Below are 23,099 nucleotides of genomic sequence, written 5' to 3'. Positions count from 1 at the left end.
AATGACTATAATAAATAAGGGCTAGCGAAGCTAGCCCAGTAATTTTAATAGATTTGAAGCTATTAACCTAAGCGGTAGTTAGGTGCTTCTTTGGTGATTTGCACATCATGAACATGTGACTCACCCATACCTGCTGAAGTAACACGTACAAACTGAGGTTTAGTGTTTAATTCTTCAATCGTGGCACAACCGGTTAAACCCATTGCGCTGCGCAGGCCGCCAACTTGTTGGTGAATGATTGTCGCGATTGGACCTTTATAAGCCACACGACCTTCAATCCCTTCTGGCACAAGCTTGTCTGCTTGATTTGATTTTTGGAAGTAGCGATCTGATGAACCTTCTTTTTGGTTCATCGCACCAAGCGAGCCCATACCACGGTATGACTTGTAGTAACGGCCTTGGTAAAGCTCGACTTCACCAGGCGCTTCTTCAGTACCCGCTAGCATTGAGCCAACCATCACACATGATGCACCAGCAACAAGTGCTTTTACAATATCACCTGAGAAACGAATACCACCATCAGCAATCACTGGAATGTCACGACCTTTTAGGCCATCAACAGCATCAGAGATAGCTGTGATTTGTGGTACACCACAACCAGTAACAATACGCGTAGTACAGATTGAACCTGGGCCAATTCCTACTTTAACTGCATCAACACCGGCGTCGGCAAGCGCAATCGCACCTTCAGCTGTTGCCACATTGCCAGCTACAATTTGTAGTTCAGGGTAAGTTTGACGAGTTTGTGCAACACGGTCGATAACACCTTGAGAATGACCATGTGAGGTATCAATTAGTAATACATCAACGCCCGCTTCGACTAATGCAGCAATACGCTCATCAGTACCTGGACCTACACCAACGGCAGCACCTACACGTAAACGACCTTGTTCATCTTTACATGCATGTGGTTTGTCTTGTGCTTTTTGATAATCTTTTACTGTGATCATGCCTTTTAATTTAAACGCATCATCAACAACAAGGATTTTTTCGATACGGTGTTCGTGCATTAATCCTAAGATTTCATCACGCGCAGCACCTTCTTTTACAGTGACTAACTTTTCTTTTTTAGTCATCACTGTTGAAACCGGTTGCTCAAGCTTGGTTTCGAAACGCATATCGCGGCTGGTAACAATACCAACAAGGCCGTTTTCAGCGTCCGTTACCGGAAAACCTGAAAAGCCTTTTTCTTCAGCAAGTACAATTGCATCTGCAATGGTTAAATCCGCTGTCACAGTAACAGGGAAAGAAACAATACCCGCTTCATACGTTTTAACTTTACGTACGTTTTTGGCTTGTTCTTCAATTGTCATGTTTTTGTGGATAAAACCTAAACCGCCCTCTTGCGCTAGCGCAATCGCTAAGCGTGCTTCGGTAACAGTATCCATAGATGCTGAAACTAGCGGCAAGTTAAGTTTGATACCACGCGTTAAGCGAGTTGAAATGTTTGCCGTGTGTGGCAAAACAGTAGAATGACCGGTACTAAAAGTACGTCATCAAAGGTAAGAGCTTCTTTAGCAATTCTAAGCATTTTGGCAACTTCTCACATGTGGATCTTGTTTAAGGAATTGCGGCCAAATTTTATCAGCGTTGTGGGCACGAGTAAATAAGATTTCACAATTATTTATGATAAAATACCCCCATCATCGCTTTTTAGAGTCGCTTTATGGCCGTAACATCCCAGCAGCAAACGATTTATACCGTTTCTAGGTTAAATAGAGAAATAAGAACCGTACTCGAACAAGGATTCGCATCGTTAAATTTAACCGGCGAAATATCAAATTTCATTACACCAGCCTCTGGTCATTGGTATTTCACGCTCAAAGATGATCGCGCTCAAGTAAAAGCGGCGATGTGGCGAGGCAACAATCGAGGCCAACGCTATCGCCCTGAAAATGGCGCACAAGTGACAGTTCGAGCCCGAGTATCGCTGTATGAACCGCGTGGTGACTATCAGCTGATTGTTGAACACATGGAAGCTGCTGGCGAAGGGCAACTAAAGCAACAGTTTGATGAATTAAAAATGCGCTTAGCCGCCGAAGGTTTATTTAGCTCCGCCCATAAACAACCATTGCCTGGGGTTGTGCATCGTGTTGGTGTTATTACATCAGCCACCGGGGCGGCTATCAAAGATATTTTAACGGTACTTAAGCGTCGAGCGCCACAACTTGAAGTCGTGATCTACCCTGCTATGGTGCAAGGTAAAGACGCGCACCTACAATTAATTGATAAAATCAATATTGCTAATGCCCGCAATGAAGTTGATGTAATTATTTTAGGCCGCGGTGGTGGATCACTAGAAGATTTATGGTGCTTTAACCATGAGCTACTGGCACGCGCTATTTTTGCCAGTAACCTACCAATTATCAGTGCTGTCGGTCATGAAATTGATACCACCATTAGCGATTATGTTGCCGATGTGCGCGCCGCAACGCCAAGCGCGGTTGCAGAGCTTGTTAGCCCCAATAGCAGCGAACTTTATAATCAAATCCAACAACAATTAAATCGCTTAGCCAATGCGTTTAAACATCAGTTATCTGCAAAGCAAAGCGTTGCAACAGCACTTGAGCACCGTTTAACATTATGTCATCCGCGTAATCAGTTAAATCAACAAGCGCAACGTTTAGATGAATTGACAGTAGCATTACAGCAGGCGATACAAAATCGGCTCTATCAATATGAGCGCCGCTTAAATAATCTAACGCCGCGACTAATGCAGCGCTCACCAGATCGCAAAATTACTCAGGCAAGTCATCAATTACAGCAACTGCAAGGGCGTTTAACACAAACCATGCAGCAACAATTACACAGTGCCCAAAATACCCTCGCAATGCAGGCTAGCCGATTAGAATCTGTAAGTCCGCTCAATGTACTCGCTCGTGGTTATAGCATCACTAAAAATGAGCAAGGGCAAGTGATTAAGTCTATTAAGCAAGTAACTCAAGGTGATTTAATTGTAACCGAGCTTGCTGATGGCGTGATTCAAGCTCGTGTCAGCTGAGGCTCGTTATTCTGTCTCAGTACTTAATAATAATGAAAAATCGCGATCGCTTGATTTTGAAGTACTGACTTTAAATTGCTGCCAAAAGTCTTGTTGTACCAACTTATCGTTGAGTTCGCGCCATTGGGTATGATCAAAATCATCTACATCCTTTGGCGCTGCAAGTTCAAATTTACATACCGAACTTTTACACTGCGCACTAACTAATTCAGGGGTGATGCCAAGATCAGCAATCTGTAAAAAGTCTTTCATAGCAGTCTCGGTACGATAAGCCCACTCTTCATTGCGACTTTGCTCAGTAAACTTGTCTAGCAAAGCTTGTTCAAAATCGGACGGTGCTTGTAATTGTTGTTCGTAAGCTTTTACTAATTTTTGCTGTTTCAGTAACTCACGCTTGAGCTGTTGCACTTGTTGCTCAAGCGTTTGTTCATCCGTTGTTTGCGCTGATGTATCTTGGGCAGACGAGGTAATATCAGTCACTTGTTGAGACTGGGATACTGTATCTAGCTCTGCAGCTACGGTACTGGCAGGCATTATTTTGACTTCTTGTTCAAGTACCTGTGTTTGTGTTGTAGTCACAGGAGCTGCTTCGTCAGAGCTCAACGCAAAATAACTCCACGTTAGAACAACACCTGTGATAAATGCTAACAACAGCGAAAATGGATCATTTTTACTCATACTTAATTCCTTTTAAGTTTTTTACTTAGAGCATTGCACTGGTGTGTGATTCGTTTTGCGGCTCATCAACCTCTAAAAAATTCTGATTCATACTTTTCGCTGGACAGGGGCAATTTGGTTTACCAACAATTTTAGCTGGTACGCCTACAACCGTGGTGTGTGGTGGTACGGCGCTCAGTACCACTGAGCCTGCGCCAATTCGGGCGCCCTCGCCGACCTCAATATTGCCGAGCACTTTAGCCCCAGCACCAATTAAAACACCGGCGCGAATTTTCGGATGACGATCGCCTTTTTCATTACCAGTACCACCTAGAGTAACTGATTGTAAAATAGAGACGTTATCTTCAATAACAGCTGTTTCACCAATCACTATACCAGTTGCATGGTCAAACATAATACCATGGCCGACTTTACAAGCAGGATGGATATCAACGCCAAATACTTCTGAGGTACGGCTTTGAATAAAGCGAGCGAGCTCTTTACGGTTTTGTAACCATAAGCAATGGGCGAGTCGATGTGCTTGAATTGCATGGAAACCTTTTAAATTTAATATCACAGTTAAATATGTATCGGCAGCGGGATCACGATCTTTAACGGCTTTTATATCATGGGCAACATGAGTAAGCATTCGATCACATTCAACAAAAGCCTGATCAAATAACTCCTGGATAGTAAATGCAGATACCACAGCATCAGATAACTTATTGGCAACGATAAAACTCAACGCAGACCCTAAACACTCATGATTTAAAATGCATGAATACACATGACTTGCTAATAGAGGTTCACGGGTAACGACTTCTTTTGCTTCGGTGCGGAGCTGTTGCCAAATTTCATGACGCATAGGACGGCCTTAGATTAATACGAAGATAAGCTTTTATGCAGTTTAACGGATTTCAAGTCAGATGTGTTAACGCTGCGGTTATTTGTTCTAGTTATTAGATATAACTAAATTTCAAAATCATTCTTTAATAATCTCATTATAGTTTTACATAATGAGTTACGACAGTAGATAAAATTAACGTGTAGCCATAAAAAATATAAAACTTTAAAATTCAATAACTAAACATCAATGACAGTTATACTGTCATATGACAAAATAACAACTGGCGTAAAGCTGACGGCGTAAAAAATAATAATAAACGCTAAATTAGCATCATCAACTTAATAAGGAATACGATGATGAACAATGACATACTCAATACAAAGAAACTAGGCTATAAATTTTACTTTCAAGATGGCGACGATCAAATAGCCTGCTTTGGCAGTTACTTCACCGGTAAGGAAGAAGTCTATATTAATGATGAGCTAGTTAGTGAAAAGCGAAGTATTAATGTCACAAGTAAACACCAATTTGAACTATCAGGTAATACTTTTAATGTTAAGTTTGAAATGCACAATATTTTAACTGGTAGGCTTGAGTGCTCACTGTTTAAAAATAAAAAGTTAGTTAAAAGCTTAGAGCAAACAACTTTATTTAGTAACCCTAAAAAATCAGCTCTTTTTATTGCTGGATGTTTTGTTGTTGGTTTTACTGTTGGGTATATTATTTCAACATTAGCTTTGGGAAATAATCATGCAATTAAACCCCAAAACTATAAAAGCATTAAGGCAAAAGCTTGATTGGACTCAACAACAGCTTGCAGATGCCTGTGACGTAAGTTTACGAACTATTCAACGGGTAGAAAAAGAAGGTGCAGCGTCTAAAGAAACCACCATGGCCTTGTGTGCAGTGTTAGAAGTACGTCAAGGTGAGTTAATAAAACTTGAGGAAAATACAGTTTCAGTTGCTCAGACACACACTTTAAATACGCAAAGTATCACAACAATTTTAGCGCTGTCGTCCATTGCCAGCTTTGCGCTTGGCATGATCACCGTGTTTTTAATTATGAAATAAGGAGATTTAAATTATGTCAAAGGAATCGCGAGGACACATCACCTTAGTGCTTATCGTCAGTGCAATTATACTTTTTGGATTAGGTGTAAAAATTGGCGCAATGTTATAAAAATGCCCCAAATTTGGGGCATCTAAATTAAGCTTCTTAGTTATTTAAATGCTCGTTATTCAAACACCTTATCTACAGCAAGTACTTCAATATTTTTCGCTGGTATTGCCAGTTTGTAAGTAGCGATTACTTTATCCTCAGCAACTAATTCAGCTGGTTTCTCTGCATTATATACCATAGGGGATGTTTGCTCTGACGCTAGGCGCTTTTGCATATCTTTTCCGTCGCCGGTGATAAACACATACTGAATATCATCCGTTTGTAAGTTCTCTTTTATGACACGATTTACATCAGCTACTGTCAGTTTTTCAAGCTTGCTCGTTACATACTTTACGAAAGTATCGGTGTTGTAAAACTCACTATCTAGCGCATACCCTAATTGACGGTTTTGGCTTGCTACCATTTGCGGCACAAAGTTAATTAAGAAGTTACGCGTTGCGTCAAAGTCTTTTTCTGTCATGCCATTTTTGATTAGCTTATCAAGTTCAAATAAAGCGGTACGCGTTGCAAAATGAGCGTCATTGTTCGAGCGCAGCGGGCGAAGCCATACTTGAAATATTTGCTCAGAGCGGCCTAAGTTTGCATCAGGCTTAGTCTGGAACATACCTCGTGGGAAATACTCAATATATGCGTAATCGCCGTAGTTCATACCGCGGGTTTGACGAATGCGCTCATAAAGATATGAGTTTGAACTGCGGTGCTCGCCAAAGTATGAGCGAACTAACCACAGTGCCGTCCAGTCTTCACTACTACGAATGGTATCAATTGGGAAGCCAAACGATACCGCAGTCGATTGCGCTGATTTTTCTACAATTGTAGCGTGATGACCTTTTAGCGCTGGTGCATCAGGAATCGATAAACGACTTTGCTGACCTTTAGGCAAAGCACTTAAATCGCTAAACATGGTTGCTTTAAGTGATTCAGGTACTGCGCCAATTAAACCGACAGTCAGTTTAGCTTGAGTAAATTCTTTCGCATAAAACGCTTTCACGTCATCAAGTGTTAATGCTTCTAAATCAGATAGATCACCGTAGTTATAGCTCTCATATGGGTGACCTTGATACAGCTTATGATAAAGTACTTCTTTACCTAGCTCTTCGTCATTTGAGGCTTTTAGGCCAGATTTTATACCGTCGATGAGCTCTTTCTTTAGGCGTTTAAAGTCATCTTCTCTAAAGCCAGGATTTAGTAACTGCTCACTAACCAGTGCATACCATTGTGCAGCGTTATCTTTATGGACACGCCCTTGTAGCGAAATCATTTCTTTATCTATCTGATAACCAAAGCTACCTGCCAATGGATAAAGTGCCTGTTTAATGTCGTTGTAGCTCTTCGCCTGTGAACCACCTTGAGCAAGCATGGCCGCAGTGAGTGCAGCTACGCCTTTTTGACCTTTAGGATCAGCCGCAGCACCGGTATGGAATAACCAGTTAATATCAATCAATGGCGAACTATTGGTTTTATCTAGCACTTTAAAATGACGCTGTTGCACAGTTTGCTTGCTAGCAACGAGAGTGTTTAAGTCCACTTCTTGTTCAAAGCCAGCCACTTTATCCAGTGCAGACATAGTCACAGTAGTACGACCACTGTCTACAAAATACTTATTAGCAATGTCTTTAATATCTTGCGCGGTGATGCTATCTGCCGTTGCATATAACTGATTGACGACTTCTGGATCGCGCTCAAAATGCATATAACTGGCAAGGGTTGAACCTATAGCTTGTGATGAGTCTAGGCCGTTAATAAAGCTGTATTTAAGATTGGATTTTAAATCAGCTAGCTTTTGGCTATCAACCAACTCAGTGCGAGCTTTTGCGTAGGTGCTATTAATTGCATCACGAGCAACCGCTAAATCAGCCTCATTTTCAACTTTCACAAAAACATGTAATAAGCCGGGATCTTTGGTATCAGGATTATAGCTAAACATTTGGCTAGCAATTTGTTTATCAACCACTAACTCTTGGTAAAGCTCTGAGTTGGTTGAAAAATAAAGCTGTGACAGTAAATCAAGCGCGGCTCTGTCTTTTTGTTTTGGCTGCCAGGCTGTGCCTTTATAAGATACTAATAACCAATGCCCTGGTAAGCCTTCGTTTTGCTCATGTTTATATTTCGCCGCTTGCTGTTTTGGTTCGGTTGGAATATCAGCAACGAAATCGCCTTTTTGCCATTGGCCCCAGTGTTTTTTAACCATAGCCATAGTTTCAGCTGGATCAACATCGCCTACAATCACTAATGACACATATTCAGGTTTATAAAACTTAGCAAAAAACTCTTTACCGTATGCCATTTGATCCGGCATGGCTTCAATATCTTCAAAAAAGCCCATGGTGGTATGTTTATAAGTATGTTTTTCGAATGCTTCATTACGTACTGCAGAAAGTAACTTACGAACCGAGCTGGCATTATTTTTAAGGTATTCGCCTTTAACTGTTAATGCTTCGGTACGAAATTGCTCTTCTGAATAAGTCAGGTTTTGAAAAATATCCGCTTCAATTTCAAGTACTTTATCAAGATGTTGCTTTGAAAAGTTTAAGTGATAGTTAGTGTAATCATTGGTTGTATAAGCGCGATTATCAACCCCAGAATTTTTTAGAATATCAGAATACACATCTTGCGGATATTTTTCAGAGCCTTTAAACATCATGTGTTCAAAAAAGTGTGCAAAACCGGTTTTACCTGCTTCGACTTCATTACGAGAACCGACAGACACTGGAATTTGTAGTGATACCACATCAGGGTAATCAGTTTTCACCACCATAACGCGTAAACCGTTATCAAGCTCTTCTAATAAATAATCTTGTGAGAACACCCGATCATTACTACTGGCAACCGTTGACTGTTCAATCTCAACCTCTTTGACCATGTTTGAGACGCTGGTATTTGCACAGCCGCCCAGTGCAAGCGTTACCGCAAGGCTCGTTGCTAATAATTTAAATTTCATTGCTATCCCTTGTTAGTTGAATAAATTTCTTGTTTTTAGTCATCCGATTATGCAACAAAGCAAGTCAATATAAGACCCCTGAGGTAATAAATTATGTAAACAGTTGTGTATCAGAGAACTCTTCATTCAGAGCAACATGAATAAAACTCACCTTCGTTGAAAAAGTTTCACTAAAAAAATCTATCTAGACGTCTAAATGGCTGCTATATTATTTGTCATAGACACTAACTTAGCTGGAATGAGGATTATGGCTTTATCACTACAAGAGAAAATTGAAGACACCAATCAGGGTGTGTACTTAATTGGTACCACCCCACCACGTATTGGTACTGATAAAGCGCAGCTTGAAATTATCGCCCAAAAGCTCTTAGCTCGTTTGCATGAAATTGAATACGATGGCGTGATTATTTATGACATTCAAGATGAAAGTAGTCGCACTGAGATGCCTCGCCCTTTTCCGTTCAAGCAAACAGTAGATCCTCGAGAATACAGTAACTTACTACGTAATTTATCGCATCAAGAAGTGATCACTTATAAAAGTGTTGCACAGCGCGGTGTGGCCGAATTTAAACAGTGGTTAAGCGAAACTAAAAACCAGTTTAATTTAAAAAACCTAGTATTAGTCGGTAGTCCATCATCTGACGGGGATATTAAATTAAGCCTGCCTGATGCTTATAAAGTCTTAAGCGAACAGCCTCAAGACTTCTTTTTAGGAGGCGTTACCATTGCCGAGCGCCACGCAAGTAAACGTAATGAACATGAACGCTTACTTGAAAAAACCACGCAAGGCTGTAAATTTTTTATCTCACAAGCTGTGTATAACGCGCAAGCAACCGTGGATTTGATCACCAGTTATGCGCGCAGCTGTAAAGCTCAAGGTATCGAACCTAAACGTATTATTCTAACCTTTACACCCTGCGGCAGTGAAAAAACCTTAGAGTTTATGCAATGGTTAGGAATTTCCGTACCTGATGCAACTAAATGGCGGATGCTTGATTCGCAAAACCCACTGAGTGAATCTGTACGTATTTGCCGTGAAAACTTAGATTTAATACTAAGAAGTTGCGCGCATTTAGACGTGCCACTGGGGTTAAATATTGAAAGTTTAACCAACCGTAAAGAAGAAATTGATGCATCTATTAATCTTTACCGCTTATTAAAAGCGACGATGGAATTAAACTTAGCTGAAAAACAAATTGCGTAAGTATCCGTTTTTATAATTTATCACTCAAAGTAAGCATATCCGTTTGCTTATTTTGAGCTTGATAATAAATACTATACTATGCAATGAATTAATAAGTCACGACTGAGAACGATTATTTGCGTCTTCTGTTTGGTGTTTTTTGCCCTGTAATACGTTTTTTGTCGCGCTCTTTACGTGATTTATTGGTGTTTTTACGGTTGTCTTTTGGCTTTTTATTTGGATCAGGTTCATAGCCAGCTAACCACTGCGGCGTTAGACGAGTATCAAGCAACACTTCAATTTCTTCAAGTAACCACTGCTCGTCAAGGCTGACTAATGACATCGCTAAGCCTTGCTCGCCAGCGCGCCCTGTGCGGCCAATACGGTGGACATAATCTTCAGCTATATAAGGTAATTCAAAATTAATCACATACTTTAACGAGACTATGTCTAGACCTCGAGCTGCAACATCGGTTGCCACTAGCACACGAGTGGTACCTTCTTTAAAATCTTGCAGTGCTCTATCACGTGCACCTTGAGATTTATCACCATGAATTGACTGTGTTTTTAAGCCATCTTTACACATTTCTTTGGCGAGTTGATCGGCCATTTGCTTTGTGCGAGTAAAGATCAGTACTTGGCGCCAGTTTTTCATGCCAATCATGTGCGAGACAAGCTCACGTTTACGGTCTTCATCAACCGCGTAAATGATTTGCTCAACTTCTACAGCCGCAGAATTACGTTTATTGACTTCAACAAGTTTTGGATCTTTTAATAACTTTTTACTGAGCTCAAATACACTATCGTCAAAGGTCGCTGAAAATAGTAAGGTCTGACGATCACTGGGAACATGGCGCAATATACGTTTAATTTCGTCAATAAAGCCCATATCAAGCATGCGATCGGCTTCATCAAACACCAGTGAATCAACACTTGATAGCTTAATGCTGCCTTTGATTATATGATCAAGTAATCGCCCTGGCGTTGCCACTACAACTTGTGCATCTTTCATGGCTTTAATTTGCGGGCCAATACTGGCACCACCATAAGCGAGTGCACCTTTAATATCAGTACCTTGCGCGTATTTCTCAAAGCTAGCGAAGACTTGCTGAGCAAGCTCTCGAGTTGGTGTCAAAATAAGTACTCTAGCAGTACCCGGCTCATCTTTACTTGGTGTATTAAGTAATTTATGTAACAGAGGTAATACAAAAGCAGCTGTTTTACCTGTTCCTGTTTGTGCACTCCCCATAACATCATGACCAGCTAAAATCAGCGGAATAGTTTTTAGCTGTATCGCCGTAGGGGTATGATATTCATTTTGTTCAAGTGCATTAAGCAGTTCAGGATCGAGTTTTAACTCAGAGAAAGTAGTCGCAGACATAAGTTTAGCTTTGTGTAACAAATAATGGCGCTATTGTACGCCCAAAGCGAATAACAAAAAAGGCGCTTTGCGGCGCCTTTTTAAGCTTGCTAAATGTTCAAGCTGGTTTGAGGATTTCTTTACGTTGGTTATAGAACGTAATTAGATCATCCACCGTATCTTGGCAATATTGTTGAATACCTGATACCAACATGTGCTTTTCACCACAGCCGACTTTTACGCCATTTTCTAACAAGTTAAAACGCAAAGTGATTTTTCCACGCTTGCCTGTATATTCAAAACTCGGCTCTGCGTATTCTAACGTAGGTGCATGGATCTCTAATGTATCGAGATTAATCAACATTGACTCATAGATAACCATAGGGCGAGCAGGGTTGATCATGACATCTTGCTTGCCCATGAGTGGAATAATAACATGCGGAAAAGTTGTACCTGAAAACTCAACGTAATTTTTTATTAGACTATCTGTGAGTGTTTGGCACTGGCTAGTTTTACCTTCACGCTTAACCTTCAGCATGACTTTATCGCCACTGGTAATATCAAACTCATCTGCCCCCTCAGGGAAGTTGAGTTTGGTATTCTCATCAACCATGCCGGCAAAGGTAAATTCCATTTTTTCACTGATGCCATAACGACTTAATACCAATGAAAATAATAAATCTCCAGGCACACAAAAACGTTTTGCATCTTTATCATGAAGTGGATTGTAATCATCAGCAACGCACTTTGCGAAACGACACCCTTGTTCACGAGAAATAGAGACATAGTCAGCATGTTGCTGATAAAAAGGACTTAACATAGTTGTTCACTGCTTAAACTGCTTATAACCTGCCTATTCTACCAGATAAAATTACAATAGAGGTCGAATCTGTTAAACTTTTGTTTCAGATACAAAAAAGCCGCGATATCGCGGCTTTTTTAATGATTTATTATAACTTATAAACCAGCACGTTCTTTAATAGCTGGTATTAATGCAGAACCGCCATGACCATTTGCTTCGGCCCATGCTATGTCAGCTCCATCTTCTAAAGAGCTTTTAGATAAGTTTTTCACAATGTATTCACCAGTATCAACTGCATTACTGGCAACCGCATGGCGTAGCAAGTTAAGACCATTACATTGTACTGCATCATAAATATTACGAATTTTCACACGTGAGCTTTTTAATTTATCACGTAGACGGTTTTTATCATCCGCAGCTATGTATTCACAGATTGAAACAGCTAACTGATCATCCGCTTTAACTGGCGCGCTAAAAGCAACAGAACCAGAAATAACAGCTGCAGCAATAACGAGTGTTGATAATTTAATCATTTTATACCCTTGTGTAATACTTTATAACTACCTTAGTTGTTTAATATTGTATCAACCTATAAGCTTAACCGCAATAATGTTACTTAACTTTATCCAATGTGACGAATTTATAACCATAAATGTTTTTATCGTCAGGTTGATTATACAGCTCTTCTACAACTTGCCAGTTTGCTGATTGTTCATAATCAGGGAACTGAGTATCCCCTACAACATCAAGGTCAATAAACGTTAAATAAAGTGTATCGGCACTTTTTAAAAATTGTTGATATATATTCCCGCCACCAATCACCATTACCTCATCAGACTCACACAGCAATGAAATTGCGGCTTCAGGAGATGTTACTACATCAACCCCAACTGCAGTATAGTCTGTATTTCGGCTAATAACGATGTTGCGTCGACCAGGTAAAGGGCGACCAATTGACTCAAATGTTTTACGTCCCATGATCACGGGCTTATTCATTGTAACCGCTTTAAAATGCTGTAAATCAGCAGGTAAATGCCATGGCATATCATTATCTTGGCCAATCACTCTATTTTTAGCCATAGCTGCAATCATTGAAATTTTCACATTAAAACCCAATACTTTTTTATTATAAAAAGAAAAAGGAGCACCAGCTCCTTTTAAAATATTTTACTTTAGTCTAACGCTCATAGACAACTTCAACGTCATAATCGTCATCATCCCAACTATCCCAGTCGTCGTCATCATTCTTCTTAGTGGCATCTTTATGATAAGTATCCCATTTAAATTCAACTTCTTCATCTTCAACTGGTACAAACTTTTCTTTTGGCATGCTATCAAGTAGCGTCATGATGTTATGAATTAATGGCTGAGTATTTAGCTTATTAATTGCAGAAATATGATAAATATTTTCAGTCTCGCCTAACTCTTCAGCGATTTGCTCACATAGCTCCTGAGCTTCATCTTCAGGCAATAAGTCTATTTTATTAAAGACTAACCAACGTGGTTTTTCAGCCAGCTTCGGGCTGTACTGATGCAACTCATTGATGATCGCAAATGCATTATCTACTGGGTTTGAACCATCGGCAGGCATAACATCGATAATATGCAGTAATACACGGCAACGCTCTAAATGTTTCAAGAAGCGAATACCCAAGCCAGCGCCATCAGAGGCACCTTCAATTAACCCTGGAATATCTGCAATAACAAATGATTTATTTGCTTCTGGACGTACCACACCTAAATTTGGAATCAGCGTAGTAAATGGGTAATCAGCTACTTTTGGTTTCGCTGCCGATACACTACGAATAAAAGTAGACTTACCTGCATTTGGCAAACCTAATAAACCAACATCAGCTAATAATAATAGCTCTAGTTTAAGGTTACGTACTTCACCCGGTGTGCCTAATGTTTTTTGACGAGGCGCTCGGTTAGTACTTGATTTAAAACGCGCATTCCCCAAGCCGTGGAAACCGCCTTTTGCAACCAAAATTCTTTGACCATGTTGAGTTAAATCACCAAGACCTTCTTGGGTATCAACATCCATGATCCGAGTACCTACAGGCACCATCACATATAAGTCATCAGCCTTTTTACCGGTACAGTTACGACTGCGGCCATTAGTACCACGTTCAGCTCTATGAAAACGCTCAAACTGATAATCGATTAGGGTATTTAAGTTTTCATCAGCTTGTAGATAAACACTACCACCATCTCCACCGTCACCGCCGTCTGGTCCACCATCTGGGACATATTTTTCACGACGGAAAGATACGATGCCGCTGCCACCGTCTCCAGCTTCTGCGCGAATTTCTACTTCATCTACAAACTTCATGATTACTCACTTTAGGGATTGGCTTGTTAATTTCACTATTATATACCTAAGCCAAGCTGATTGCAGGCTTGGCTTAGGTATATATTTATTTTCAAAACAAAAAACCCCGCAAAGGCGGGGTTTTTTAAGAACCGATTCTGATTACTCAGATACGATGCTTACGTATTTACGGTTTAAAGGACCTTTTTGTTCAAACTGAACTTTACCATCTGCTTTTGCGAAGATAGTGTGGTCTTTACCGATACCTACGTTTGTGCCAGCATGGAATTTAGTTCCACGTTGACGAACAATGATGCTACCCGCTAGAACTGATTCGCCACCAAAACGCTTAACACCAAGGCGTTTGCTTTCTGAATCGCGACCGTTACGAGTACTACCAGCTGCTTTTTTATGTGCCATTTCTAAGTACCTCTAATTAAGCGCTAATGCCAGTGATTTTAACTTCTGTGAACCATTGACGATGGCCCATTTGCTTACGAGAATGCTTACGGCGTCTAAATTTAACAACCTTAATCTTCTCACCGCGACCATGTGAAACAACCTCAGCTGTTATTTTACCACCGTTTACGAACGGTACACCGATCTCGATTTTCTCACCATCAGCAACTAAAAGTACTGAATCAAATTCAACTGCTGCACCAGTCTCAACGTCTAATTTCTCAAGACGAATTGTTTGACCTTCAGTCACACGGTGCTGTTTACCACCACTTTGGAAAACCGCGTACATAATTAACTCCGTCTGTGCGCCCTCAAATCGACGCAACTAAAATATTATTCAATAGGGCGCGAAGTTTACGCTAATGTGCAAAAACTAGCAAGCCTGTTTTATTAATTAAATGAATAAAAAATAGCTGCATTGAAGGCGATTCAATATTTTCACCTATTTTATATTAAATTGGCATTATGCCAAGCCTTTTTAGCGTTTCATGACAAATAAATTACACCACGAACAAACACGCACTAAGAATAAAAAACAACCATGTTGAATTAACGTAAATTTTCTCAAATAAAAAAGTTATCTTTCCAAATTAAGGCTAAATTAAGCTGCTTAACCGTGTTTTTTCAGCGAATCGTCACAAACTGTCGAGCAAAGCTGTTTTTTGTTGTACAATCAGCCCCGTATACCCATTAAAATTGGCTCGGAGATCAATGGATATAAAAGCTATCCAGGCGTTAATCGAAAACGATATGAATGACGTCAATCAACTAATTTACGCGCAAATGCGCTCTGATGTAGCATTAGTCAATCAACTAGGCTTATATATAGTAAACAGCGGCGGCAAGCGTGTTCGCCCTATGTTGGCTATTTTAGCGGCTAAAGCACTTGGCTATGAAGGCAAAGATCATGTTACTTTAGCAACTATTGTTGAATTTATTCACACAGCTACATTACTGCATGATGATGTCGTTGATGAATCAAATTTACGCAGAGGAACACCGACAGCAAATGCTGAGTTTGGTAATGCAGCCAGCGTACTTGTTGGTGACTTTATCTACACCCGCTCATTTCAGCTGATGGTTGGTATTGGTAAAATGCAAGTTATGCAAATACTCGCTGATGCAACCAACGTGATTGCCGAAGGTGAAGTGCTGCAATTAATGAACTGTAACGACCCTGATACCACCGAAGATAGCTACATGCAGGTAATTTATTCTAAAACAGCTAAATTATTTGAAGCTGCAACAGGCCTTGCTGCGATTATTACCGAAAAAGACGACTCTACGCTGCAAGCGCTTAATCTTTATGGTATGCATTTAGGAACCGCTTTTCAATTGGTGGATGACGTACTTGATTACAATGCTGATGCTGAGCAGTTAGGTAAAAACATCGGTGATGATCTGGCCGAAGGCAAACCTACCCTGCCACTACTTTATGCTATGCGCCACGGTAATGCTGAGCAAGTACAGTTGATCCGTGATGCCATTGAGCACAGTAATGGTATGGACCACTTAGAAGCTATTCTAAGTGCCCTCAATGAAACCAAAGCACTTGAGTTTACGATGAATAAAGCCAACGAAGAAGCTGATAAAGCGATTGCGTGTTTATCTGTATTAGATGAATCACCGTATAAAGAAGCACTCGTTAGCTTGGCTCGTATTGCCGTTGATCGTAATCACTAATAAACACCTAATGTATAAAAATCCTTCGAGCATAAAAAAGCCTGCAAATGCAGGCTTTTTTGTATCAATCGACTTAGCAATTAAGCGTTGATGAAATCAACACCTTCTTGGATGTCTTTTTTCAGCGTATCAAGCATGTCGTTTTTAGCTTGCTCTTCAAATGCGCTTAGTTCACCGTAAGAAAGAATTTCTTCTACGCCGTTTTTACCTAAACGTACTGGGTGTGCAAAATATGCAGCATCGCCATTTTCAACAGCAACGTAAGCGTAATCTACAACGTCTTCACCTTGTAAGCCTTTAACTAAAGACATACAAAAACGTGCAGCAGCAGCGCCCATTGATAATGTTGCAGAACCACCGCCCGCTTTTGCATTTACTACTTCAAGTACCTGCATTTTGGATACGTGGAGTAAGTGCAGCAACTTCTTCATCAGTGAAAGTAACGCCTTCAACTTGAGATAGTAACGGAAGGATTGTTGTGCCTGAGTGACCACCAATTACTGGTACTTTCACAGTTGCAACGTCAACACCTTTAAGCTCAGCTACAAATGCTTCTGAACGGATCACATCAAGAGTGGTAATACCGAAAACACGTTTCGCGTCGTAAGTACCTGCTTTTTTGAATACTTCCGCAACAATTGGCACAGTGCCATTTACTGGGTTAGTGATAATACCCACTAATGCTTTTGGACAGTTAGCAACAATACCTTCTGCTAATGTTTTGATAATACCAGCATTAACATTAAATAAATCAGCGCGGTCCATACCAGGCTTACGTGGCATACCAGCAGGGATAAGAACGATATCACAACCAGTTAACGCTTGATCTAGTGCATCAACACCAAAGCCTGCAACTTTAACGTCAGTTGGGATATGAGAAAGATCAACAGCAACACCAGGAACAACTGGAGCAACATCATAAAGTGATAATTCAGAACCAGCTGGTAAGCCTGTTTTTAATAATAAAGACAACGCTTGGCCGATACCGCCAGCAGCACCTAATACAGCAACTTTCATTGGAATTCTCCGTAATTTGAGGTAGGAAATATTTGTGGCTCTAAAGATAATGAAATTAACGACTAAAGACAAATTTATCCTGCTTATTTCACATATAATTTAGACCATAGTTGTAAACTTGCTGGTTTACAGCACTAAAATCCATCGCAAAAGCAAACAACTACTGCATAAGTATGCAACATTGTGTACAATTAGCGCATCACTTATGAATAAGAACCTATAATATGCAACCACAAGATAAACAAGAAGCATTAGTAAAGGCCTTTAAGGCACTTTTAAAAGAAGAAAACTTTGGTTCACAAGGTGAGATTGTTGACGCCCTAAAAGAGCAAGGCTTTGATAATATTAGTCAAAGTAAGGTGTCGCGGATGTTAAGCAAGTTTGGCGCGGTACGCACTCGTAATGCCAAACAAGAAATGGTCTATTGTTTGCCTGCTGAAATGGGCGTACCTACAGCGAAAAGCCCATTACGTCAGTTAGTGATTGATATAATGCATAACGAAATGATGATCATTATTCGAACCAGCCCAGGAGCTGCACAATTAATTGCTCGACTATTAGATTCATTAGGTAAAGCAGATGGCGTACTAGGTACCATTGCTGGTGACGATACTATTTTTATCGCTCCAGCTAAAGTATCTGAAATTGATGTAACTCTTGAACGTGTGCGTATTTTATTTGATACGGTATAAATCTACCGATTCAAACTTTTTACAGCTGCTTTAAAAAGTTAATTGATGGGGCAAAAAACGCAGAACCCATATCGGCTTGAGTAAAATCAAGCCAATGATCGTAGCAATCGGCATCACCTAATCGACTTCGTAATACTTGCTCAAATGCATTTCCCTGTGCTGCATAACTAATCGCTAATATACCCTGTTCGTAAACGTCACCATAAGGCATGTTTTGATTTAATTGCAGTGGTTGCCCTTGCTCATCTTTTAACTCAGTGCGTACAGCATGACTATTCTCAGTCGCAGGCATAATCAAGGTATTATCTAAGCGAGTGCGTCCCATTATTTGCTCTTGCTCACTCAGAGGTAAATTTTGCCACACACTTAAGTCATGCTTATAGCGCTGTATATGTACGTAACTGCCTTGATCTTCAAAATGGTTGGGTTTATTGATTAACGCTGTGATGCGCTTTTGGCGACCATGAGGAGTGTCACCACCGAGTATAAAACCATTAAAATCGCGACCATCTAAAAATCGAAAGTTTCGCACTTGCTCAACCAATTCAACATCGGGGGCAAATAACTTAAGAATTTGCAAAGCAAATAAATGGTTTACATCTTCCCTATCGGAACGAATTTGGACAAATAAATCAAAAGGCTGAGCCCCCATAATATGATCATTATGAGGAATATTAGGAAAGCTCTGTAATTCACTAGGCAGAAATTCAGGCAGAATGTGCGGCCAATACTGTGCCCCCACTGCAACTAGGCTGGAGAGCATCGATTCAGAAAACTGATCTGAAAACTCATCTTGGATAGCGCTAACGTATTTTAACTTTTTGCGTAATGACTCATCGTGGCCATCAAATACATTAAAAAACAAATGTAAACCGTGCAAGTTTGCCTCAGCACAAATTCCAGATTGCGCTTGCGCCATGGTATTTCCTTAACTCAAAATCTCATACACGGCGTTTTTAATGAAATTAAAAATACTAAAGCACTTAATCTGCGAAAAAGTTAACCGTGTGTGGTGTTATTTTTATTGTCACCTGTTCATTTGCTAAAAATGAATGGCCCAACTGAGCAGCAACTTCAATTTCTTGTCCATCAACCATAACCTTATACACAAAATGCGAACCAACAAAACGACTGTTTAAAATAGTCACCGTATTTGCACTACAGCCTTGTGATTGAAAAGGTATTAACTCAAGATGGTGTGGGCGAACATAAAGTTTCCCAACTTGCTTAACATGACGATGCGTAACTAATGACTCAACACATCCGAAAGCAGTATGATATTCAGTTGCTGTTAATACTTCTGCATCTAAGTATATGCCCTGACCAAGAAATTCTGCAACTACCTTTGAGCTTGGAGCACTAAATAGCTGCTCAGACGTACCTTGTTGAGCAATTTTCCCACAGTGCATTACCGCTAATGTATCAGCAAACGCAAATGCCTCTTCTTTTGAATGAGTAACAAATACAGCTGATACTTGCTGGGTTTTAATAATACGACGAATATCTGCAATTAACTCAAACCGTACTTGCGTATCAATATTGGAAAACGGTTCATCTAATAACAATAAACTAGGTTTATAAGCCAGTGCCCTAGCAATTGCCACTCGCTGCTGCTGACCCCCAGATAACTGATGCGGGAAACGTTCTGCACAATTAATTAAATGCACTAACTCAAGCATTTCAGCAACGCGCTTTAACTTATCCGCTTTTGTCATATTGGTTAAGCCAAAGGCAATATTATCAGCCACAGTTAAATGTGGAAATAGCGCATAATCTTGAAACATCATGCCAATATTTCGATACTCTGGCGCTAAAAAAGTATGCTCATCACTGACTAACTTACTATCAATAAATACTTTTCCTTGCTTTGCTTCAATCAGCCCAGCAATAGCTTTTAATGTGGTGGTTTTTCCACAGCCACTAGCACCGAGTAAACACACTATTTCATCTTGTGCGACAGTTAAATCTAAGTGCTCAATCACGGATGTGCCGTTGTATTGATACGATAAATTTTCTAATACTAAACTGCTCATTAACTGCGTTGCTCCATCGAGCGATTAATAAAGTATAAAGGAATTAACCCCACCAAAACAATTGCTAACGCTGAAATAGACGCCAGCTCTAACTGCTCATCACTGACATACTGAAACACATGAGTCGCTAAGGTTTCAAAATTAAATGGCCTTAATAACAATGCGGTAGGTAATTCTTTCATGCATTCAATGAATACCAACAATCCTGCGGTTAAAATACCACGACGTAATAACGGGATATGTACTTTGCGTAGAGTTTGGCCTTGGCTTTTCCCCATTGATTGACTCGCCATATCAAGCGATGGGCTTATCCGCATAAAACTAGCTTCAATTGCACCATGAGCTATAGCGTAAAAGCGCACCACATATGCAAATATAATTGCAAACAAAGTACCGCTCAATAATAGCCCCGGTGTAATACCTATTGGCTCTAACCAAGTATTTAATTTATCGTCTAACAAGGTCAATGGTAACAACACTGCAATAGCGAGTACTGTTCCAGGTAACGCATAACCTGTACTGGCTAATCGCCCAGGTACAAGTGGATATTGCTGCTTAGCAATGCGCTGATAAAATACCACTAACAGACTCAAAATAATGGTGATAATGCTCACGATGGCCGCGACTTTAAAGCTTTGCCATGCATAGAGAAAAAATACGCTATTCCATGCTTGTCCGAAATATGAAATGGCATAACCCATTAACACAGCGACAGGTAATATAAAGGCAAAAAATAACACTGCAATACAAAAGATAGTTGCCAGCCATGCACTTTTGCCCGTTAAGTTATATAGCGCATCACTGTTGACGCTTGGTTGGCGCTCAAATACAGCTTGATTACGACGACTAAAACGCTCCATCGTTAACGCTAAAAACAATATAAGTAACATAATACCTGAAATTTTAGCCGCAGCTGTTAACGAATAATACCCTAACCAAGTATCATAAACCGCTGTGGTTAAAGTACTTACCGCAAAATAATTAACGGTTGCAAAGTCAGCCATTGCTTCCATACTGATCAGCGTCAGTCCAGCCACAATCGCCCCTCGAGCAAGTGGTAAACTAACTTTGAAAAAGCTCTGCTTAGGTGATAATCCCATCAACTGACTCGCCTGCACCAATTTAAATGACTGTTCGCGTAATGCAGTTTTAAAAATCAAATACAAATAAGGATAAAGCACTAAGGCAATCATAATAATCGCACCAGATAAAGTACGAATATCAAAAAACCAATAATCATTAGGTGATTGCCAACCAAACCATTCGCGTAACCCTATTTGCACCGGACCGGCATAATCAAACAGATCAGTGTAAACGTAAGCAATAATATAGGTCGGCATCGCAAGGGGCAGCATAAGCGCCCACTCAAACTGTTTACGGCCGGGAAAATCACAATAAGCGGTTAACCAGCCAAGCGGAAGGGCAATAATACAACTGACAACGCCAACACCCAAAATAAGTAACAGTGTATTGCGGGTATAATCCCATAGCACGGTATCCCAGAGGTGGCTAAATACGTCAGAATCGCCTTGTAGTGATTCGAACAATAAAAAACACAATGGGGTTATCAACACTATGCCAATAACCCACGCGAATAACTGCCATCGCGACAGTGAAAATTTTAAACTCATTAAAGGTCGAACTTCACCTCATCAATTAGCTTAAGTGCTAAAGGACGATATTTGCTAATTTCATCAAGCGCTAAGCTATCTTCCTTAAAGCTACCCCATGATGCTACTAAGCTTGATAATTCAACGCCCAGCCTTACTGGATATTCCATATTGACCGAAGCGTACATATTTTGCGCCTTATTGTCGGTCATAAACTCGATTAGTTTCAAGGCATTTTCAGGATTTTTAGCGTACTTGGTCATAACTACACCAGATACGTTAATATGTGAGCCTCTGTTATCTTGATTCGGAAAGTTAATATGTACGGCATCAGCCCATGGTTTTTGCTCGGGATCTTCCATCATCTTACCAAAGTAATAACTATTACCGATCGCTAAATCACATAAGCCTTCTTTTACTGCCTTTACTTGCCCGCGGTCATTACCTTGAGGTTTACGAACTAAATTTGCTTTCACACCTTCAAGCCATTTTTTAGTTTCTGCTTCACCATGGTGTGCAATCATTGAAGCGACCAAGCCTAAATTATATGGGTGCTTACCCGAACGGGTGCAAATTTTGCCTTTGTATTTAGGATCGGCTAATTCTTCATAGCTTAAATGCGCTAATGCACCTATGCGCTCTTTTGATGAATAAACGTTACGCACCCGCTTAGTTAATGCAACCCATTGTCCTTCAACATCACGAAACTTAGCCGGTACATTACTATTAACGGTTTCACTATTAATTGTTTGGGTTAAATCTAATTCATCTAGCTGCACTAAATCACTAAAATTAGAGGTTAAGACTAAATCAGCTTGGCTATGCTTTCCTTCACGCTTAACACGCTCTATTAATCCTTTTTTAGCAAACACCACATTTGTTTTAATGCCTGTTTGCTTAGTAAAATCATCTAATATTGGCTGAATTAAAAACGGTTGTCGAAAAGAGTAAATATTTACTGCTTCATCTGCAAACACAGGGGTTGTTAACACTAAGCCAACTAAAGCCGCTAATGTCTTTTTCATAAATCGCTTCCAACTAAATAATAACTATTATCATGTAATGATAACTTGCTCCTTGAAAAAGTGCACTTATTAAATCTTAATCAATGATGACCATGCCCATAATGGAAATCACTTGTGCGATATATCTCACGGTTATGACAGCTATTGAGTATAAAACATCATAAAAAAAGTCTAAAAACAAACTAACCACATGAAATATAATAACTATTATAAAATTTCAAAATAATGACTGTATTTTCGTTACTGTTTTTAGCCTATTTTGTTTGCAGATACTCTATATACTTACTTCATCGGTTAA

At 40.0% G+C, this 23,099-nt stretch carries 20 protein-coding genes and 2 pseudogenes; 6 read left to right on the top strand and 16 right to left on the bottom strand.

Going from position 1 to position 23,099, the window contains the following annotated elements; genetic code table 11:
• Positions 1–62 precede the first annotated feature (62 nt).
• Positions 63–1,531 (bottom strand): annotated as a pseudogene (guaB, locus tag P4S61_RS12525) (IMP dehydrogenase).
• 135 nt (positions 1,532–1,666) lie between these two features.
• Here guaB and xseA point away from each other — a divergent pair.
• A complete protein-coding gene (xseA, locus tag P4S61_RS12520; RefSeq protein WP_337118349.1) occupies positions 1,667–3,001 on the top strand; it encodes an exodeoxyribonuclease VII large subunit in 1,335 nt (444 codons plus the stop codon).
• 6 nt (positions 3,002–3,007) lie between these two features.
• Here xseA and P4S61_RS12515 read toward each other — a convergent pair whose 3' ends face one another.
• The gene (locus P4S61_RS12515; protein ID WP_337118348.1) at positions 3,008–3,679 is read right to left on the bottom strand and encodes a hypothetical protein; all 672 of its coding nucleotides are present in this window, start codon (positions 3,677–3,679) and stop codon (positions 3,008–3,010) included.
• 25 nt (positions 3,680–3,704) lie between these two features.
• Entirely contained in the window at positions 3,705–4,523 is an 819-nt protein-coding gene (gene cysE / locus P4S61_RS12510) for a serine O-acetyltransferase (protein ID WP_337118347.1), read from the bottom strand.
• A gap of 338 nt (positions 4,524–4,861) precedes the next feature.
• Here cysE and P4S61_RS12505 point away from each other — a divergent pair, with 338 nt between their 5' ends.
• Positions 4,862–5,302 (top strand): hypothetical protein, encoded by a 441-nt coding sequence (locus P4S61_RS12505; protein ID WP_337118904.1) that lies wholly within the window; start codon positions 4,862–4,864, stop codon positions 5,300–5,302.
• Positions 5,256–5,576, top strand: coding sequence for a helix-turn-helix domain-containing protein (locus P4S61_RS12500; protein WP_016708636.1), 321 nt, complete (start codon positions 5,256–5,258; stop codon positions 5,574–5,576). The genes P4S61_RS12505 and P4S61_RS12500 overlap by 47 nt, the downstream gene beginning before the upstream one ends.
• A gap of 164 nt (positions 5,577–5,740) precedes the next feature.
• On the opposite strand, the gene P4S61_RS12495 is transcribed toward P4S61_RS12500, so the two are convergent.
• On the bottom strand, positions 5,741–8,626 hold the full coding sequence (locus tag P4S61_RS12495) for a M16 family metallopeptidase (RefSeq protein ID WP_337118346.1): 2,886 nt from the start codon (positions 8,624–8,626) through the stop codon (positions 5,741–5,743).
• 247 nt (positions 8,627–8,873) lie between these two features.
• Between P4S61_RS12495 and P4S61_RS12490 the strand changes: the two genes are divergently transcribed.
• Positions 8,874–9,830, top strand: coding sequence for a methylenetetrahydrofolate reductase (locus P4S61_RS12490; protein WP_145235486.1), 957 nt, complete (start codon positions 8,874–8,876; stop codon positions 9,828–9,830).
• Between the two features lie 112 nt (positions 9,831–9,942).
• On the opposite strand, the gene P4S61_RS12485 is transcribed toward P4S61_RS12490, so the two are convergent.
• The 7 genes from P4S61_RS12485 to rplU form a co-directional block, all read right to left on the bottom strand.
• Positions 9,943–11,190, bottom strand: a complete 1,248-nt coding sequence (locus P4S61_RS12485; RefSeq protein ID WP_337118345.1) for a DEAD/DEAH box helicase — start codon at positions 11,188–11,190, stop codon at positions 9,943–9,945.
• Positions 11,191–11,287: 97 nt separating this feature from the next.
• Complete coding sequence (locus tag P4S61_RS12480; protein WP_337118344.1) at positions 11,288–11,989, bottom strand: DUF3581 domain-containing protein; 702 nt, start codon at positions 11,987–11,989, stop codon at positions 11,288–11,290.
• A 137-nt stretch (positions 11,990–12,126) separates the two neighbouring features.
• Entirely contained in the window at positions 12,127–12,504 is a 378-nt protein-coding gene (locus tag P4S61_RS12475) for a DUF3718 domain-containing protein (protein ID WP_145235479.1), read from the bottom strand.
• A 79-nt stretch (positions 12,505–12,583) separates the two neighbouring features.
• On the bottom strand, positions 12,584–13,075 hold the full coding sequence (gene folA, locus P4S61_RS12470; protein WP_182758172.1) for a type 3 dihydrofolate reductase: 492 nt from the start codon (positions 13,073–13,075) through the stop codon (positions 12,584–12,586).
• 73 nt (positions 13,076–13,148) lie between these two features.
• Positions 13,149–14,303 (bottom strand): Obg family GTPase CgtA, encoded by a 1,155-nt coding sequence (gene cgtA / locus P4S61_RS12465; protein WP_145235477.1) that lies wholly within the window; start codon positions 14,301–14,303, stop codon positions 13,149–13,151.
• A gap of 141 nt (positions 14,304–14,444) precedes the next feature.
• On the bottom strand, positions 14,445–14,702 hold the full coding sequence (rpmA, locus tag P4S61_RS12460) for a 50S ribosomal protein L27 (RefSeq protein WP_064665557.1): 258 nt from the start codon (positions 14,700–14,702) through the stop codon (positions 14,445–14,447).
• Positions 14,703–14,718: 16 nt separating this feature from the next.
• On the bottom strand, positions 14,719–15,030 hold the full coding sequence (rplU, locus tag P4S61_RS12455) for a 50S ribosomal protein L21 (RefSeq protein ID WP_006794538.1): 312 nt from the start codon (positions 15,028–15,030) through the stop codon (positions 14,719–14,721).
• A gap of 422 nt (positions 15,031–15,452) precedes the next feature.
• Between rplU and ispB the strand changes: the two genes are divergently transcribed.
• The gene (ispB, locus tag P4S61_RS12450; protein ID WP_145235474.1) at positions 15,453–16,424 is read left to right on the top strand and encodes an octaprenyl diphosphate synthase; all 972 of its coding nucleotides are present in this window, start codon (positions 15,453–15,455) and stop codon (positions 16,422–16,424) included.
• A gap of 80 nt (positions 16,425–16,504) precedes the next feature.
• Here the strand turns inward: ispB and mdh are convergent.
• Positions 16,505–17,441 (bottom strand): annotated as a pseudogene (gene mdh / locus P4S61_RS12445) (malate dehydrogenase).
• A gap of 224 nt (positions 17,442–17,665) precedes the next feature.
• On the opposite strand from mdh, the gene argR reads away from it, so the two are divergent.
• Entirely contained in the window at positions 17,666–18,133 is a 468-nt protein-coding gene (argR, locus tag P4S61_RS12440) for a transcriptional regulator ArgR (RefSeq protein ID WP_145235470.1), read from the top strand.
• Positions 18,134–18,152: 19 nt separating this feature from the next.
• On the opposite strand, the gene P4S61_RS12435 is transcribed toward argR, so the two are convergent.
• From P4S61_RS12435 to P4S61_RS12420, 4 genes are all read right to left on the bottom strand, one after another.
• Positions 18,153–19,052 carry a Dyp-type peroxidase gene (locus P4S61_RS12435; protein WP_145235468.1) on the bottom strand — a complete coding sequence of 300 codons (900 nt, stop codon included), beginning with the start codon at positions 19,050–19,052 and terminating at the stop codon, positions 18,153–18,155.
• Positions 19,053–19,116: 64 nt separating this feature from the next.
• On the bottom strand, positions 19,117–20,166 hold the full coding sequence (locus P4S61_RS12430) for an ABC transporter ATP-binding protein (protein WP_182819728.1): 1,050 nt from the start codon (positions 20,164–20,166) through the stop codon (positions 19,117–19,119).
• Complete coding sequence (locus P4S61_RS12425) at positions 20,166–21,797, bottom strand: ABC transporter permease (RefSeq protein WP_145235464.1); 1,632 nt, start codon at positions 21,795–21,797, stop codon at positions 20,166–20,168. Before P4S61_RS12425 ends, P4S61_RS12430 begins: the two co-directional genes overlap by 1 nt.
• Positions 21,797–22,801, bottom strand: a complete 1,005-nt coding sequence (locus P4S61_RS12420) for a Fe(3+) ABC transporter substrate-binding protein (RefSeq protein WP_145235462.1) — start codon at positions 22,799–22,801, stop codon at positions 21,797–21,799. The genes P4S61_RS12425 and P4S61_RS12420 overlap by 1 nt, the downstream gene beginning before the upstream one ends.
• Positions 22,802–23,099 lie beyond the last annotated feature (298 nt).

This window comes from Pseudoalteromonas sp. B160 (assembly GCF_037162485.1).
Taxonomy (GTDB): Bacteria; Pseudomonadota; Gammaproteobacteria; order Enterobacterales; family Alteromonadaceae; genus Pseudoalteromonas; species Pseudoalteromonas rhizosphaerae.
This window is presented reverse-complemented; position numbering and strand designations above follow the sequence as displayed.